Below are 14,087 nucleotides of genomic sequence, written 5' to 3'. Positions count from 1 at the left end.
ACTACGCAAGCCGGGTGCCAGTTGCCCTTCCCAGCGTAGGCCGGGGTTTCACCCGGGCCCATGTGATTCCCCCGGTTACACCGTGACGCCCCGGGCTCCTGTCGCGCCGGTAGCTCCGGGCCTGGAACCCCCCGCGCCCCTCGGACCGCCTCGCCCGGAGGGGCTCCGGCCCGTGGCACACCCCCTGCACAACCCCTCGCCGTGCGAACCCCTCACGACCTCTCCCAGCCCGTCTCCACCCCAGGCGGGCGGCGCCATGCGCTCGGGTCCCTCGCCCTCGTGCTGGTGCTGTGCTCGCCCCTGGTGACGCTCGCCCAGGAGGAGACTCGCACGCCCACGGACCCGACGCTCGAGGAGCTCCTCGCGGAAGCCTTCAAGACACGCCCCGAGTTGCAGCAGGCCGAGGCCCCCGTCCGGGCCGCCCGGGAGCGCGTGCCCCAGGCCAGTGCCCTGCCAGACCCGGTGCTGCAGCTGGGCATCCAGAACGACGGTTTCAACGGCCTCATGATTGGCGAGATGGAGACCAGCTACTTCAGCATCATGGTCTCCCAGTCCCTGCCCTTCCCCGGCAAGCGCGCGCTGCGCTCCGAGGTCGCGAAGCTCGGCGCCACGGCGGCGTCGGCGCAGATGGGGCGGGTGCGGCTGTCCATCGAGGCCGAGGTGCGCCGGGGCTACCTGGAGCTGCTGCTGACGCGTGAGCGGCTGATGCTGCTGGAGCGGCTCCAGACCCTCTGGAAGCAGTCGGCAGAGATGGCCCGCATCCGCTACGAGACCGGCGAGGGCGCCCAGTCCGACCTGTTGCGCGCCCAGCTCGAGCTCAACCGGCTGCGCCAGCGGCGGATCGCCTTGCAGGCCGAGGAGCGCGTCCGGGTGCAGACGCTGAACCGGCTGAGCGGCCGGCCCCTGGAGACGCCCCTGCCCACCACCACGCGCGTGCGAGACCTGGGAGTGCCCGAGCCCGGCGACGTCGAAGCCACGGAGAAGGACGCGCTCGAGCGCAGCCCCGAGCTGGCCCAACAGCGCGCGCTGGTGGCACAGGCGGGGCAGCAGGTGGCGCTGGCGCGGAAGGAACGCCTGCCCGACTTCACCGTGAGCGCCGGGGTGATGCCGCGCGGCGGTGACTTCCCTCCCATGTGGCAGGCCAACATCGGCGTGCCGCTGCCCATCTTCTCCGGGAGCAAGCAGGACCGCGTGGTGGCCGAGCGCAGTGCCCAGGCCGATGCCTCGGCCCGTGCGGTGGAGGCCCTGGAGCAGGTGCTGCGCCTCCGGGTGCGGGAGCGCCTCATCGCCCTGGCCGCGCTGCGCGACACGGCGGCCATCTACCGCGACGGTCTGTTGATGCAGTCGGCGGCAACCGCGGAAAGCACCCTCACGCAGTACCGCGTCGGGCGCGCTTCCTTCGCCTCGGTGCTGGAGGCCAACACCGGCATCATCCGCGACGAGGAGGACTACCTGCGCACCCTCGTCGACGCGCAGCGCCTCGTCATCGCCCAGGCGGAGGTGAGCCTGGAGCCCGTGGCCTCCATTGGCGGCACCGCGCAGGCGGCGGGCGGCATGCCCGGGGCGGGAAGCACTCCGTCCGCTCCCGCGAGTGGCGCCGCTCCCACGGGTGGCTCGCCGGGTGCCGCCGCCTCTTCTTCCTCTTCCTCCATGTCAGGGATGTAGCCCTGGAGAACCCATGTCTCTCGAGACTCCCCCACTGCCCCCCTCGCCGCCTCCCGCGCGCCGCCGCTTCGGTGCCGTTGCGCTCGCCGTGACGGCGCTGGGCAGCGCTGTCCTCGGCGGTGGCGCCGTGCACCTGCTGTCGCACGGGGATGACGCGCACGAGGCCCACGCGCCGGCCACCCCGGCCACGGACTCCCCGGCTGCTTCCGAGCCGGCGGCCACGAAGTACCAGTGCCCCATGCACCCGAGCATCGTGCAGGACCACCCGGGCAAGTGCCCCATCTGCGGCATGGACCTGGTGCCGATGACGCCCGCGTCGGCTTCCGCTGGAGATCCGGGTGCCCCCGCGGTCGACGGCCTGGCGCCTGTCACCATCGACCCCGCGCGCCAGCAGCTCATCGGTCTGCGCACCGCGCCAGTGACGGAGGGCAAGGTCGGAGGAACCTGGCGGACCAATGGCCGCGTGGCCATGGACGAGACCCGCGTGCGCCGCGTCACCCTGAAGGTGCCCGCCTTCGTCGAGCGCGTGTACGCGGACTTCACCGGCAAGCCGGTACAGCGGGGCGAGCCGCTCTTCTCCGTCTACAGCCCCGAGCTGCTCGCGGCCCAGGAGGAGTACCTGCTGGCCCTGCGCACGCGTCAGGCCCTGGGCCAGTCCGGGATGTCCGCGGATGGTGATGCCCTGGTCTCGGCGGCCCGGCGCAAGCTGCAGCTGTGGGACGTGCCGCAGGCCACCCTCGAGCGGCTCGCCGAGACGGGCGAGGCCACCCGCTCCCTCACCCTGGTGTCGCCCATCTCCGGCGTCATCACCCAGAAGGACGTGGTGGAGGGCGCGCGGCTGGAAGTGGGCGCCACGCCCTATGAAATCGTGGACCTGTCACGCGTGTGGGTGCTCGCCGACGTGTACGAGAACGAGCTGCGCCACGTGAAGGTGGGCATGCCCGCCACGCTCCAGCTCAAGGCGTTCCCCAATCGCATCTTCGCCGGGAAGGTGGCCTTCCTCGACCCCGTGCTCGACCCGGCCACGCGCACCATCAAGGTGCGGCTGGAGTTCCCCAACCCCGAAGGCGACCTGCGCCCCGAGATGTTCGGCGAGGTGGTGCTCCGGGGCACGACCCGCGAGGGGTTGAAGATTCCCGCCGACGCCGTCGTTCCCACCGGCACCACCCAGGTCGTCTTCGTGGCGCTCGGCGGCGGACGCTTCCAGCCCCGCGAGGTCAGCCTGGGCGAGACGGATGGGAAGAGCGTGGAGGTGACGTCGGGCCTGAAGGCGGGCGATGAGGTGGTCACCGGCGCCAACTTCCTCGTCGACTCCGAATCGCGCCTGCGCGCCTCGCTGGCGGCGCTGGCTGCCTCATCCTCCTCGGGAAGCGCTCCGGCGTCTCCTCCCGCTTCGCCCCCCGCGGCGACGCCTTCCGCCGCCTCCGGCCACGGAGGCCACTGAGCCCATGATCCGAGCCATCATCCGCTTCTCGGCGGAGAACAAGTACCTGGTCATCGCGGCCACCGTGGTGGCGCTCATCGGCGCGTGGTGGACCATGCGGAACACGCCACTGGACGCGCTGCCGGACCTGTCCGACACCCAGGTCATCGTCTACGGGCGGTGGGACCGCAGCCCGGACATCGTCGAGGACCAGGTCACCTACCCCATCACCACCGCGCTGCTGGGCGCCCCGAAGGTGAAGGCGGTGCGCGGCTTCAGCGACTTCGGCTTCAGCTACGTGTACGTCATCTTCGAGGACGGCACGGACATGTACTGGGCGCGCACGCGGGTGCTCGAGTACCTGTCGAAAATCACCCCCCAGCTCCCATCGGACGTGAAGGTGGAGCTGGGCCCGGACGCCACCAGCGTGGGGTGGGTGTTCCAGTACGCGCTGGTGGACAAGAGCGGCAAGCACCGGCTGGACGAGCTGCGCTCCTACCAGGACTGGTTCCTGCGCTATCAGATTCAAAGCGTGCCAGGCGTCTCCGAGGTCGCCACCGTGGGCGGCCAGGTGCGCCAGTACCAGGTGACGGTGAATCCCAACAGCCTGACGAGCTACGGGCTGTCACTGGACGCGGTGGTACGCGCGGTGCGCCAGGGCAACAACGACGTGGGCGGACGGCTGGTGGAGGTGGCCGGGCGCGAGTACATGGTCCGCGGCCGGGGCTACGTGAAGAGCGTGGAGGACATCGAGAAGCTCGTCCTCAAGTCCCAGGGAGGCACGCCCATCACCATCAAGGACGTGGCCACCGTGACGCTGGGCCCCGAGCTGCGCCGCGGCGTGGCCGACCTGGACGGCGAGGGCGACGTGGTGGGCGGCATCGTGGTGATGCGCCAGGGAGAGAACGCCCTCAACGTCATCGAGCGCATCAAGGCGAAGCTCGAGGAGCTGAAACCCTCGCTGCCCGAGGGCGTGGAGATCGTCACCACCTATGACCGCTCGGACCTCATCGAGCGCGCCATCGACACGGTGACGCACAAGCTGGTGGAGGAGATCCTCATCGTCTCCCTCATCATCCTCATCTTCCTGTGGCACGTCCCGTCGGCCATCGTGCCCATCGTCACCATTCCGGTGTCGGTGGCGCTGGCCTTCATCCCCATGTACGCGATGGGGCTGAACGCCAACCTCATGTCGCTGGCCGGCATCGCCATCTCCATCGGCGTGCTCGTGGACGGCGCCATCGTCGAGGTGGAGAACGCGTACAACAAGATCCACCACTGGATGAAGGACGGGAAGAAGGGCGACTTCCACCAGGTGCGGCTGGAAGCGCTGATGGAGGTGGGGCCGGGCGTGTTCTTCAGCCTGCTCGTCATCGCCGTGGCCTTCATGCCCATCTTCACGCTGGTGGACCAGGAGGGCCGCCTCTTCCGTCCGCTGGCGTACTCGAAGAACCTCGCCATGGCCATCGCCGCGCTGCTGGCAATTACTCTCGACCCGGCCATGCGGATGCTCTTCGCCCGCGTGGAGCCCTTCCACTTCCGCCCGAGATTCCTGGCGTCGTTGGCGACACACGCCCTCGTGGGCAAGTACTACTCGGAGGAGCGGCACCCCATCAGCCGGCTGATGCACCGCATCTACGAGGGCCCCTGCCGCTTCGTCCTGCGCCATGCCAAGGCCACCCTGGCGGTGAGCGCGGTGCTGGTGGCCACCACCATTCCCGTGTACCTGCACCTGGGCAGCGAGTTCATGCCGCCGCTCAACGAGGGCACCCTCCTCTACATGCCGTCGGCGGTGGAGCCCGGCATGTCCGTGGCCGAGGCGCAGCGCGTGCTGCAAGTACAGGACAAGCTGCTCATGCAGTTCCCCGAGGTGGAGCGCGTCTTCGGCAAGGCGGGCCGCGCCAACACGTCCACGGACCCGGCGCCGTTCACGATGATGGAGACGACGGTGCTGCTGCGCCCCGAGTCCCAGTGGCGCGAGGTGCCCCGCTGGTACAGCGGCTGGGCGCCCGAGTGGCTGAAGGGGATGCTGCGTCCGTTCTGGCGCGACCGCATCACCCAGGCAGAGCTGGAGTCGAAGATGAACGCGGCGCTCCAGCTGCCGGGCATCTCCAACGCGTGGACCATGCCCATCAAGGGCCGGCTGGACATGCTGTCCACGGGCATCCGCACGCCGGTGGGCATCAAGATCATGGGCGCGGACCTGGCCACGGTGGAGCGCATCGCGCGTGAGACGGAGGCGGCGGTGGCGAAGGTGGAGGGCACGCGCAGCGCGTTCGCCGAGCGCGTGGCGGGCGGTTACTTCCTGGACTTCGTCCTCAAGCGGGGCGAGCTCGCCCGCTACGGCCTGAGCGTGGACGACGCGAACATGATGGTGATGACGGCGGTGGGCGGAGACAACCAGTCCACCACCGTGGAGGGCCGCGAGCGCTACGGCATCAACGTGCGCTACGCGCGGGACTACCGCGAGGACCTCCAGTCGCTCAAGCGCGTGCTGCTGCCGCTGCCGGACGGCAAGGGGCAGATTCCCATGGAGGCCATCGCGGACGTGGTGCTCGCCCATGGCCCCTCGATGATCCGCAACGAGAACGGGATGCTCACCGGCTACGTCTACGTGGACTTCGACACGTCCAAGTACGACGTGGGTGGCTTCGTGGACCGCGCCAAGGAGGCGGTGGCGGCGAGCGTGAAGCTGCCGGTGGGCTACTCCATGACGTGGAGCGGGCAGTACGAGAACATGCTGCGCGTGCGGGAGCGGCTGAAGCTCGTCATCCCGCTCACGCTCGTGCTCATCTTCGGGCTGCTGTACATGAACACGAAGTCCGCCTTCAAGGCGGGCCTGGTGATGCTGGCGGTGCCCTTCTCGGCCATCGGCGCGGTGTGGCTGCTCTGGGCGCTCGACTACAACGTGTCCATCGCGGTGTGGGTGGGGATGATTGCCCTGATGGGCCTGGACGCGGAGACGGGTGCCTTCATGCTGCTCTTCCTCGACCTGTCGCACGACGAGGCGAAGGAGCGCGGGAGGCTGCGCACCGTGGGCGACCTGGAGGAGGCCATCATCCACGGGGCGGTGAAGCGCGTGCGGCCCAAGGCGATGACGGTGATGGCGGCGATGCTGGGCCTGCTGCCCATCATGTGGTCCACGGGAACGGGCGCGGACGTGATGAAGCGGATTGCCGCGCCCATGGTGGGCGGCCTGGCCACGAGCTTCTTGCTGGAGCTGCTCGTCTATCCGGCGGTGTACTTCCTGTGGAAGCGCCGCGAGGTGGTGCCCGGTCCGGCCACCCCCGAGGCCGAGGGGGCCAGCACCGTCATGGCGTGAGCGTTCCACTCCGCTCGGCGGGCCGCGTCTGCGCAGCCGCGCACTGAAACCCGAGGCCAACCGTCCGGGCCAGGACGGAGACGCGAGGTGGCTGGCTGGCACATCCCGGGTGCACGCCCTACCCCATGCGGGCATGAGCGTGTCCTCCCTCCTCTCCGGCCATGACCTCACCGCCGTGGCCAGCTGGCTCCAGCATGGCACCCTGAAGCTCGTGAACCTGGCCAGGACGCAGGGGTTGCAGACCGCGCTCCTGCATGCGACGAGCGCCGTTGCCTGGCACGTCGTGCCGGCCCGTCGTGAATTCGCGCGCAACCTCGCGAGGGAGAGCGCGCTCGCTCGGGAGTTCGACCAGACCCACGGAGTCGAGACCGCGGGCGAGGCCCCGCTGACGGAGGTCGGCGTGCCTCCCGAGAAGGCCGGGCGAGGCAATGGCCTGTACCGGGGTATCTGGCCCCGCCTGTTCCACGCGGCGCTGCGCGAGAGCCGCCTGCCCCTCGAGCGGTTCACCTTCGTGGACTACGGCTCCGGCAAGGGCAAGGCGCTCATGCTGGCCTCCGCGTATCCCTTCCGGCGCATCGTCGGCGTGGAGTTCGCGCCCGGGCTGCACGAGGTGGCCGTCAAGAATCTCAGCGGGTACCGGAGTCCTGAACAGCAGTGCTTCTCGCTGGAGCCGGTGTGCGCGGATGCGCTCGACTGGGAGCCGCCGGCCGAGCCGCTGCTGTGCTTCTTCTTCAATCCCTTCGATGACCCGACGATGGAGCGCGTCATCACCCGGGTGGCCAGCTCATGGCAGCACGCGCCACGCGACATCTACCTGCTGTACGTCAACGTCCGTGACGTGAGCGAGCAGGCGCGCGTCTTCGAGCGGCACAGCGCGCTGACGCTCGTGAACCGCAGCCGCCATTGCCTGCTCACGAAGGTGACGGCGGGCCGCTGACCCCGGGCGCGGAAGAATCCGGTCCACAAGGTGGACGCCCCGCCACGAGCAGGGCGGAACATGCGTTGAGTCAGAGGATCCACCGTGCTAACCGCGACGGTGAACGGTTCACGCCCCTCCAGACTCCGCTCCCACCTGAATGGTACCAGCAAGACTCATCGCCCCGCTCCTCTGCGTGTTGCTCATCTCGTGCAGCGCCACCCGCTACGGCGCTGCGCCCACTGCCGAGGAACTGACCCAATACGTGCTCGTCATCCAGGAGTCTCCCGGCGGCCAGGTCACCTACGACTGGCGGCATGCCGAGGAGTTCGACCTCTCGTGGTACCGGCTTCCCACGAGCACTCGTGAATCGACGTACGGCCGCATCGTGCGCGTCGCGAAGACCTACCAGCGCGACTGTGATGCGGAGAACGACCAATGCATCAAGATGTGCATGAGCCGCCCTCTGCCTCGGGGCTTCGGACACATCAGATCTGGAGGGCGGAAGATGGGTGGAAAGGATCAGTGGTGCCGTGGGCAATGCCAACAAGCCTACGATGACTGCCGGGAGTTGGAGGGCCGTCAGCGCCAGGAGTTCTCGGCCGTGGACGAAGCCGTCGACTGGTTGAAGCACCATCACCAGGGCATTCTGGTGGGCAGCATTGTCGTCATCGCCGGAGTGGCCTTCGTCACGGTTTCCGCCGGAGCGGGGCTCGTCGTCCTAGCACCCGCAGTGCTCCTGGCATCCTGACGCTCCCTGCTGGGCTCCACATCACCGAGGCATCACATGAGACCCCAAAGCCCCGTCTTCGAAGCCATCAACCTCCTTGGCTTGATTCATGAGAAGACCGAGTCTGCGGAGGAGAAGGAGTTGCTTCTCACCGCGGCCGATGCGCTCCACTTCATCATTACGACGGGCCAGCGGTATGAATTCGACGACTACCGCCAGGAGTTCAGAACCGAGGGACCGCTGATGGTCGTCGCCTCCTTCGCAACGCGCGAAGAGGCGGAGGCGTGGCTGAAGAACCACCCCAGACCGCCCTACCATGCTCACGTGCTCATCGCGGACCAGTACCACGTCGTCATGTATGACCGTGACAGCAACTTCCGAAAGCTGGTCTCCACCTACTCCATCGAGTACCACTTCGAGGAGATGATGAAGGACGGCCGCCCTCCTCCGGCGGTGGCCAGCTTCGATACCCGGGAGCAGGCCCGGGCCTGGTTCTACAGTCTGCCCGAGCGGCCCTCACAGGCCGTCATCCAACTCGGGGGCGAGCCCTATCTCGCGGCGTACCATCGCAACATCGATCACCTCGCCTTCCACCCCTTCTCCCTCTTCGAGCAGTTCGAGCAGTGGCGCAAGACGCTGGACGAGAAGAAGGGAGCCGAGGACCCCGAGCCATCGTCCTGACCCTCACGCCCCCTTCCCCGCCGGACGAGCCACGGGCGGACAGGCGGGCCCTGGACAACAACTTCTGTGAAGCAACCCTGTGGTCGGGCATGGTTGGCGCGAGTCTCCTCTCCGGAGAACGAACCCATGAAGGTTGCCCCCCCGCATCCCCAGGAGGAAGCGCGCCTCGCCGCGCTGGATACCCTCGAGATCCTCGACACCCTGCCGGAGGCCGGTTTCGACGAGCTGACGCGTCTGGCCTCGCAGCTGTGCGGTACCCCCATCGCCCTCGTGTCCCTGGTGGACCACTACCGGCAGTGGTTCAAGTCCCGCGTCGGGCTGGACACCCCCGAGACCCCGCGCGACCTGGCCTTCTGCGCCCATGCCATCCTCGGCGAGCGGCTCTTCGTGGTGGAGGATGCCCACGACGACGAGCGCTTCCATGACAACCCGCTCGTCACCGGGGGACCGCACGTGCGCTTCTACGCCGGCATCCCCATCAAGGGCGCGAGCGGCCTCAACATGGGCACCCTCTGTGTCATCGACCACCAGCCGCGCCACCTCTCCCCGGAGCAGGAGCACGCACTGGCCGTGCTCGGGCGTCAGGTGGAGGCCCAGCTGCAGCTGCGGCTCCGGGTGCGCGAGCTGGAGCGCCGCGAGGAGGAGCTGCGCTCGCAGCGCGACACCCTCGCCAACGTCCAGCGCCAGAAGGACGAGTTGCTCCACAAGGTGATGCGCGACTTCCGGGCGCCCCTGTCCAGCATCCTCACCAACGCCGCCTTCACGCTCTACCGCCCGCACCTGCCCGAGGAGGTGCAGCGCACCACCCGGGACATCCGCGACGCCGCCGACACCCTGCACCGCACCGTCTCCAACCTGCTGGACGCGAGCGGCGACGAGGACACCCTCCCCCTCAACGCCACGCCCTTCGACGCCCACCTCCTGCTCTCCGAGGTGGCACGCGACTTCCAGCAGCGCCTGGTGAGTTCCCCGCGCCGCTTCTCCCAGGCCGTGAAGCTGGTGGAGCCGCTCGTCACCGCGGACCGGGAGCTGCTGCGCCGCACGCTCGTCAACCTGCTGGACAACGCCTTCCAGTTCACCGCGCTGGGCAGCAGCCGGGTGACGCTGGAGGCCTCCAACCCCGAGCCCGGCCTGTTGGAGCTGCGGGTGCGTGACGAGGGCCCCGCCATCTCCCCCGCCGCGCGCGCCCACCTCTTCGACGCCCACCTGCCCGACGCGCACACGCCCGGCTCCGGGCGGGCCGAGGGCGGCAACCGGCTCGCGCTCGCCTTCTGCCGCCGTGCCATCCAGGCCCACGGCGGCTGGCTCTGGGTGGAGGACAACCACCCCAAGGGCGTGGCCTTCTGCATCCGCCTGCCCGTGCGCCCCCACGGGCCCCTGTTCTCCGGCTCATGAGGGCGCGGTGTCGCCCCGGGACTCCTCGCGCAGCCCGGGGCTGCGCCGCTTGGCCCTCCGCGCCACCACCGCCGTCAGCAGCGCCCAGGCCAGCCCCGCCATCCACCCGCCCAGCACGTCCGTCGGGTAGTGCACCCCGAGGTACACCCGCGTCACGCCGATGAGCAGCGTGAGCGACAGCGCCACCCCTATCAGGTACGCCCGCAGCCACCGCCGCTCCACCAACTGCGCCCCCAGCGCCCCCAGCGTCAGGTAGACGATGGCCGACAGCATCGCGTGCCCGCTCGGGAAGCTCTCCGTCAGCACGTGTGTGAGGTGCGGCACCACCGTGGGCCTCGGCCGGGCGAAGTGGCTCTTGAGGAAGCCATTCAGCAACGTCCCGCCCACCGTCGAGCCCACCACCAGCGCCAGCGTCCTCCAGCGCCGCACCAGCACCAGGAAGCCGCTCACCGCGCACACCACCAGCGCCAGCACCGACACGCTTCCCAGGGCCGTCACGTCCCGCGCCGCCTCGGCCAGCCACCTCGGGCCCCGGGGCTCCTCCGCGTTGTCCGCGCGCCTGAGCGCCAGCAGCACCCGCTCGTCGAAGTGCTGCGTCTCCTGCTCCCGCACCTCGTCCGACAGCGCGATGAACCCCAGCCCCACCGTCACCAGCAGCAACAGCGAGGCCAACAGTCCGATGCCGTCGGCGCCCAGCCTTCCGTGGAAGCGCTCCCACAGCGCCCGCGATGTGAGTCGCATGGTCTCACTATGGCCCTCCACCCGGTGCGCTCCTACCTTCCCGGAGCCTTCGCCACCCCTCCTCCCCCTCGCGCACCACGGATGCGTGTGCTCCCCGACACTGCGGCCCCTGGATTCGTGCGCTCGACGGCAGACGGCGCGGGGTGCACTTGGGCTTCGGGCGTTCGATCACCAGATTGGCAGCGCCATTGTGATCGAGCCGGGCACGTCGGGCGCTCGGAATACCTTTCCGAGGGCCTTCCCGGCCCGCTTCCTGGGAGTGATGGTCCCATGACCGCTTTCGCTACCGCTACCGCTGCTCCTCCGAATTTCAAGACGGGCCTCATCAACAAGGTCTTCTTCATCCGCTGGGAGCAGCCGCCCAGCCCGCAGGACCTCTTCGTCGTGGACAAGCGTTTCCGCGAGTCCTACGAGGCGTACCGGCAGCAGCTCTCCGTCGTCGTCACCACCGGGGCCAAGGCCCGGGTGCCCAACGGCGAGCAGCGCAAGGGCCTCTTCACGCTGCTGGAGAACAACCGCAAGTACATCTGCGAGCTGCACCTCCTCATGGAGGGCAACGAGCTGCAGCACAACCTGCAGCGCATCATCGCCTCGGCGCAGCTCATCGTGACGCGCATCTACGACAACAACTACGCGCGCCTGCACAAGAAGGCGGATGACATCGCGCCCTTCCTCACCACCCGCCTCAAGGTGGACGGCAACCGCATCATCCACGACGCGCGCCTGCTGGGCCTGGTCGCCTAGTCGTGTCGTGGATGTCCCCTCTCCCCAAGGGAGAGGGGACCAGCCACAGCGCCTCCGGACCCCTAGCGCGCCATGCAGACGTAGTAGTTCTCGCCGTAGTAGTCGTCGCCGTCGGCCGCGAGCGCCCGCGAGAAGCCCAGGCGCCTCAGCGTGTCCACCAGCGCCTCCGGCTCGAAGAAGGTGACCATCTCATTGGGGTCCGTGACGAGCCTGCGCGTCAGGTCCACGTGGTAGGCGGTGGCGGCCCGCAGCGGCTCGTCCCAGCGGCCCTCCGCCTTCCACTCCTCGATGGAGTTGGTCATCACCTTGCGCAGGTCCGGCCGCTGCCGGGGGCCGGTGGCGATGACCACGCCGCCCGGCTTGAGGTGCCCGAGGCACTGGCGCAACACCCGCTCCGGCTCGCGCACGTAGAAGAGGACGTTGTTGAGCAACACGGCGTCCGCCTCGCCCGGCACCTCCCGGGGAAAGGTGCGCACATCCCCCTCCAGCACCTTCCAGCGCCGGCGCGCCTCCTCGGGTGCCCGCGCCTGCTTGCTCAGCGCCAGCCCGAGCATCGCCGGGTTGTTGTCGAAGCCCACCACCGTCTGGCCCCGCTCGACGAGCGGCTGGCTCAACAGCCCCGTGCCACACCCGGCGTCGATGACGTACTTGCGGCCCTCCGTGTCGCGGAGAACCTTCGCGGCCATGCGGCGGTAGCAGTTGAGCTGGGAGCAGATGGCGTCGTAGCTCCTAGCGAATTCGGTCCAGATGTTGTCGACCACGGGGGGTGCCTCGCTCTGGCCCGGGGCCATCCCGGGCGCGGGCTCACAATCTAAGGAGCCGGGCAAGGGCGGGGAGTCCCCCCACGGGGCACACCGTGCCCCCGGAAAAAAACGGGCCCCGCGTCTGCGCGAGGCCCGGACACCGGGGCGACGGCAACGCCCCGGCGCTCAGTGCTTCTTCATCCACTGGTAGATGGGCTCCCACACGTCCTTGTCCGCGTCCTTGGCCAGGAACAGGTCCGCGTGGCCGTAATCGGCGATGCGGTTCGCGGCCTCCTCCTGCTTCCGCACCAGGTGGACGCTCACGTCCTTGCTGCCCAGCCGCTTCGCGCTGTACACGCCATAGTCGCCGAAGCCACCCCCCGCGCCCACGTACAGCACCGGGACCTTCACCTCGGACAGGTGGTCGTCATACGGCAGGCTCTCGTCGCCGCACTGCAGGCGATCGCTCTCCACCATCTCCGTGAAGCTCTGGTAGGGATGCGCGGTGCTGAGGAAGTCGAAGAACGCCTCCTCCTTCACGTTCTCGAGCGCCGTCGGCAGGCCTCCGGAGAACGCCTTCGCCTGGGAGAAGTGGTAGAAGGGCACCGACGGCTGGATGCCGTACAACTCGTTGGTGAGGAGCGAGAAGGTCGCCCCTCCCACGAGGACGCCCAGCTGCCGGTAGGTGATGGGCGGCAGCGGGATGTCCGGAAGCTGCGCGGGCTCGTTCGGATGCTGCCTGGCCTTCTGCCCCACATACTGGATGGCCACGCCCGCGCCCGGGCCCAGCAGGTTCCCCTCGTAGCGCCCCGAGCCCAGCGCCACCTCCCCCACGGCCGCGCGCACGCAGGCCCACTGGCGCTGCTGCTCGGCCTCGGGGGCGAACTTCATCACCATGTCCACCGGGATGAAGCCGCTCACGTGGCGCAGGCCCTGCGGCCGCTGCGTCTCCGCGTTCATGTAGGCGTAGCCCACCAGCGCCCCGCGGCTCCAGCCCAGCAGGTTCATCTTCTGGTTGCCGCTGCCCGTCAGCGTGCGCACCGCCCGCGCCACCGTCAGGCCCGTGCCCACGTCCCGGGCGTGCGTGCCCAGGTTCCAGTCCTTCATGAAGGAGAAGTCCTGCGTGGCCTCCGTCACGTGCGTCCAGCGCAGATCGATTCCCCACACGTCCACGTCCTTCTTCGCCAGGTACACGGCGATGGACTGGTTGTCCGCCACCTCGGCCGACAACGTGCTGGACATGAAGGCGCCCTGGAAGTCCCAGGCATCCCCGTGCACCATGAAGATGGACTCGGGGGCGCGCACCGGCCGCCAGGCCCCCTTCTCGCGCACCACGCGGTGCAGGGTGATGACGTCGTTGGCCGTCTCGCCCACGCGCAGGCGGATGCGGTAGTGGTAGACGTCCCCCACCACCTTCTCGCGCTCGAAGCCGCTCACGAAGCGCGCGTCCTCCGTCCCCACCAGGCAGCCCGGGCAGTCGGACACCTGGAGCATCGACTGCTCCTGGCCCAGCTCCTCGGCCGCGGCCGGCAACGTCTCGGAGACGGGAGTCTCGACACCGCACCCCACCAGCGAGAGCAGGGCAACCGGGACGATGTGGCGGAGATTGAAGCGCATGAGTTCCTCAATGAAGAGTTTCTACAAGGCCGGAGAAGCAACGTTGCTGCCACCCCACCGGTCCCACTTGCACGGGAAAAGAGCAGGAACCGCGCCAACCCCCCAAGCCC

At 69.1% G+C, this 14,087-nt stretch carries 11 protein-coding genes; 8 read left to right on the top strand and 3 right to left on the bottom strand.

The features are described from left to right. Positions 1 to 201: 201 nt before the first annotated feature. The 7 genes from AC16DP_RS30720 to AC16DP_RS30690 all read left to right on the top strand — a co-directional run bounded on the left by AC16DP_RS30720 (position 202) and on the right by AC16DP_RS30690 (position 10,132). Positions 202 to 1,665 carry a TolC family protein gene (locus tag AC16DP_RS30720; RefSeq protein WP_329731446.1) on the top strand — a complete coding sequence of 488 codons (1,464 nt, stop codon included), beginning with the start codon at positions 202 to 204 and terminating at the stop codon, positions 1,663 to 1,665. 13 nt (positions 1,666 to 1,678) lie between these two features. Further along, complete coding sequence (locus AC16DP_RS30715; RefSeq protein ID WP_329731445.1) at positions 1,679 to 3,109, top strand: efflux RND transporter periplasmic adaptor subunit; 1,431 nt, start codon at positions 1,679 to 1,681, stop codon at positions 3,107 to 3,109. A gap of 4 nt (positions 3,110 to 3,113) precedes the next feature. Next, positions 3,114 to 6,410, top strand: coding sequence for an efflux RND transporter permease subunit (locus AC16DP_RS30710; RefSeq protein WP_329731444.1), 3,297 nt, complete (start codon positions 3,114 to 3,116; stop codon positions 6,408 to 6,410). A gap of 133 nt (positions 6,411 to 6,543) precedes the next feature. Then, positions 6,544 to 7,347: a class I SAM-dependent methyltransferase gene (locus tag AC16DP_RS30705; RefSeq protein ID WP_329731443.1), complete on the top strand. Its 804-nt coding sequence runs from the start codon at positions 6,544 to 6,546 to the stop codon at positions 7,345 to 7,347. Positions 7,348 to 7,486: 139 nt separating this feature from the next. After that, the gene (locus AC16DP_RS30700; RefSeq protein WP_329731442.1) at positions 7,487 to 8,077 is read left to right on the top strand and encodes a hypothetical protein; all 591 of its coding nucleotides are present in this window, start codon (positions 7,487 to 7,489) and stop codon (positions 8,075 to 8,077) included. A 36-nt stretch (positions 8,078 to 8,113) separates the two neighbouring features. Beyond that, complete coding sequence (locus AC16DP_RS30695; protein ID WP_329731441.1) at positions 8,114 to 8,737, top strand: head protein; 624 nt, start codon at positions 8,114 to 8,116, stop codon at positions 8,735 to 8,737. Between the two features lie 126 nt (positions 8,738 to 8,863). Further along, positions 8,864 to 10,132: a GAF domain-containing sensor histidine kinase gene (locus tag AC16DP_RS30690; protein WP_329731440.1), complete on the top strand. Its 1,269-nt coding sequence runs from the start codon at positions 8,864 to 8,866 to the stop codon at positions 10,130 to 10,132. On the opposite strand, the gene AC16DP_RS30685 is transcribed toward AC16DP_RS30690, so the two are convergent. Then, positions 10,127 to 10,873: a phosphatase PAP2 family protein gene (locus AC16DP_RS30685; protein ID WP_329731439.1), complete on the bottom strand. Its 747-nt coding sequence runs from the start codon at positions 10,871 to 10,873 to the stop codon at positions 10,127 to 10,129. The two genes, AC16DP_RS30690 and AC16DP_RS30685, sit on opposite strands and share 6 nt — an antisense overlap. Before the next feature lie 270 nt (positions 10,874 to 11,143). On the opposite strand from AC16DP_RS30685, the gene AC16DP_RS30680 reads away from it, so the two are divergent. Continuing rightward, positions 11,144 to 11,617 (top strand): hypothetical protein, encoded by a 474-nt coding sequence (locus tag AC16DP_RS30680; RefSeq protein ID WP_047854881.1) that lies wholly within the window; start codon positions 11,144 to 11,146, stop codon positions 11,615 to 11,617. Positions 11,618 to 11,679: 62 nt separating this feature from the next. Here the strand turns inward: AC16DP_RS30680 and AC16DP_RS30675 are convergent, their stop codons facing one another. Continuing rightward, positions 11,680 to 12,378 (bottom strand): class I SAM-dependent methyltransferase, encoded by a 699-nt coding sequence (locus tag AC16DP_RS30675; protein ID WP_329731438.1) that lies wholly within the window; start codon positions 12,376 to 12,378, stop codon positions 11,680 to 11,682. A gap of 168 nt (positions 12,379 to 12,546) precedes the next feature. Further along, positions 12,547 to 13,977, bottom strand: coding sequence for a hypothetical protein (locus tag AC16DP_RS30670; protein WP_329731437.1), 1,431 nt, complete (start codon positions 13,975 to 13,977; stop codon positions 12,547 to 12,549). Between the last annotated feature and the right edge of the window lie 110 nt (positions 13,978 to 14,087).

The organism is Archangium sp., assembly GCF_057119385.1.
Note: the sequence above shows the minus strand (reverse complement) of the source record. Positions and strands in the feature narration are given on the sequence as shown.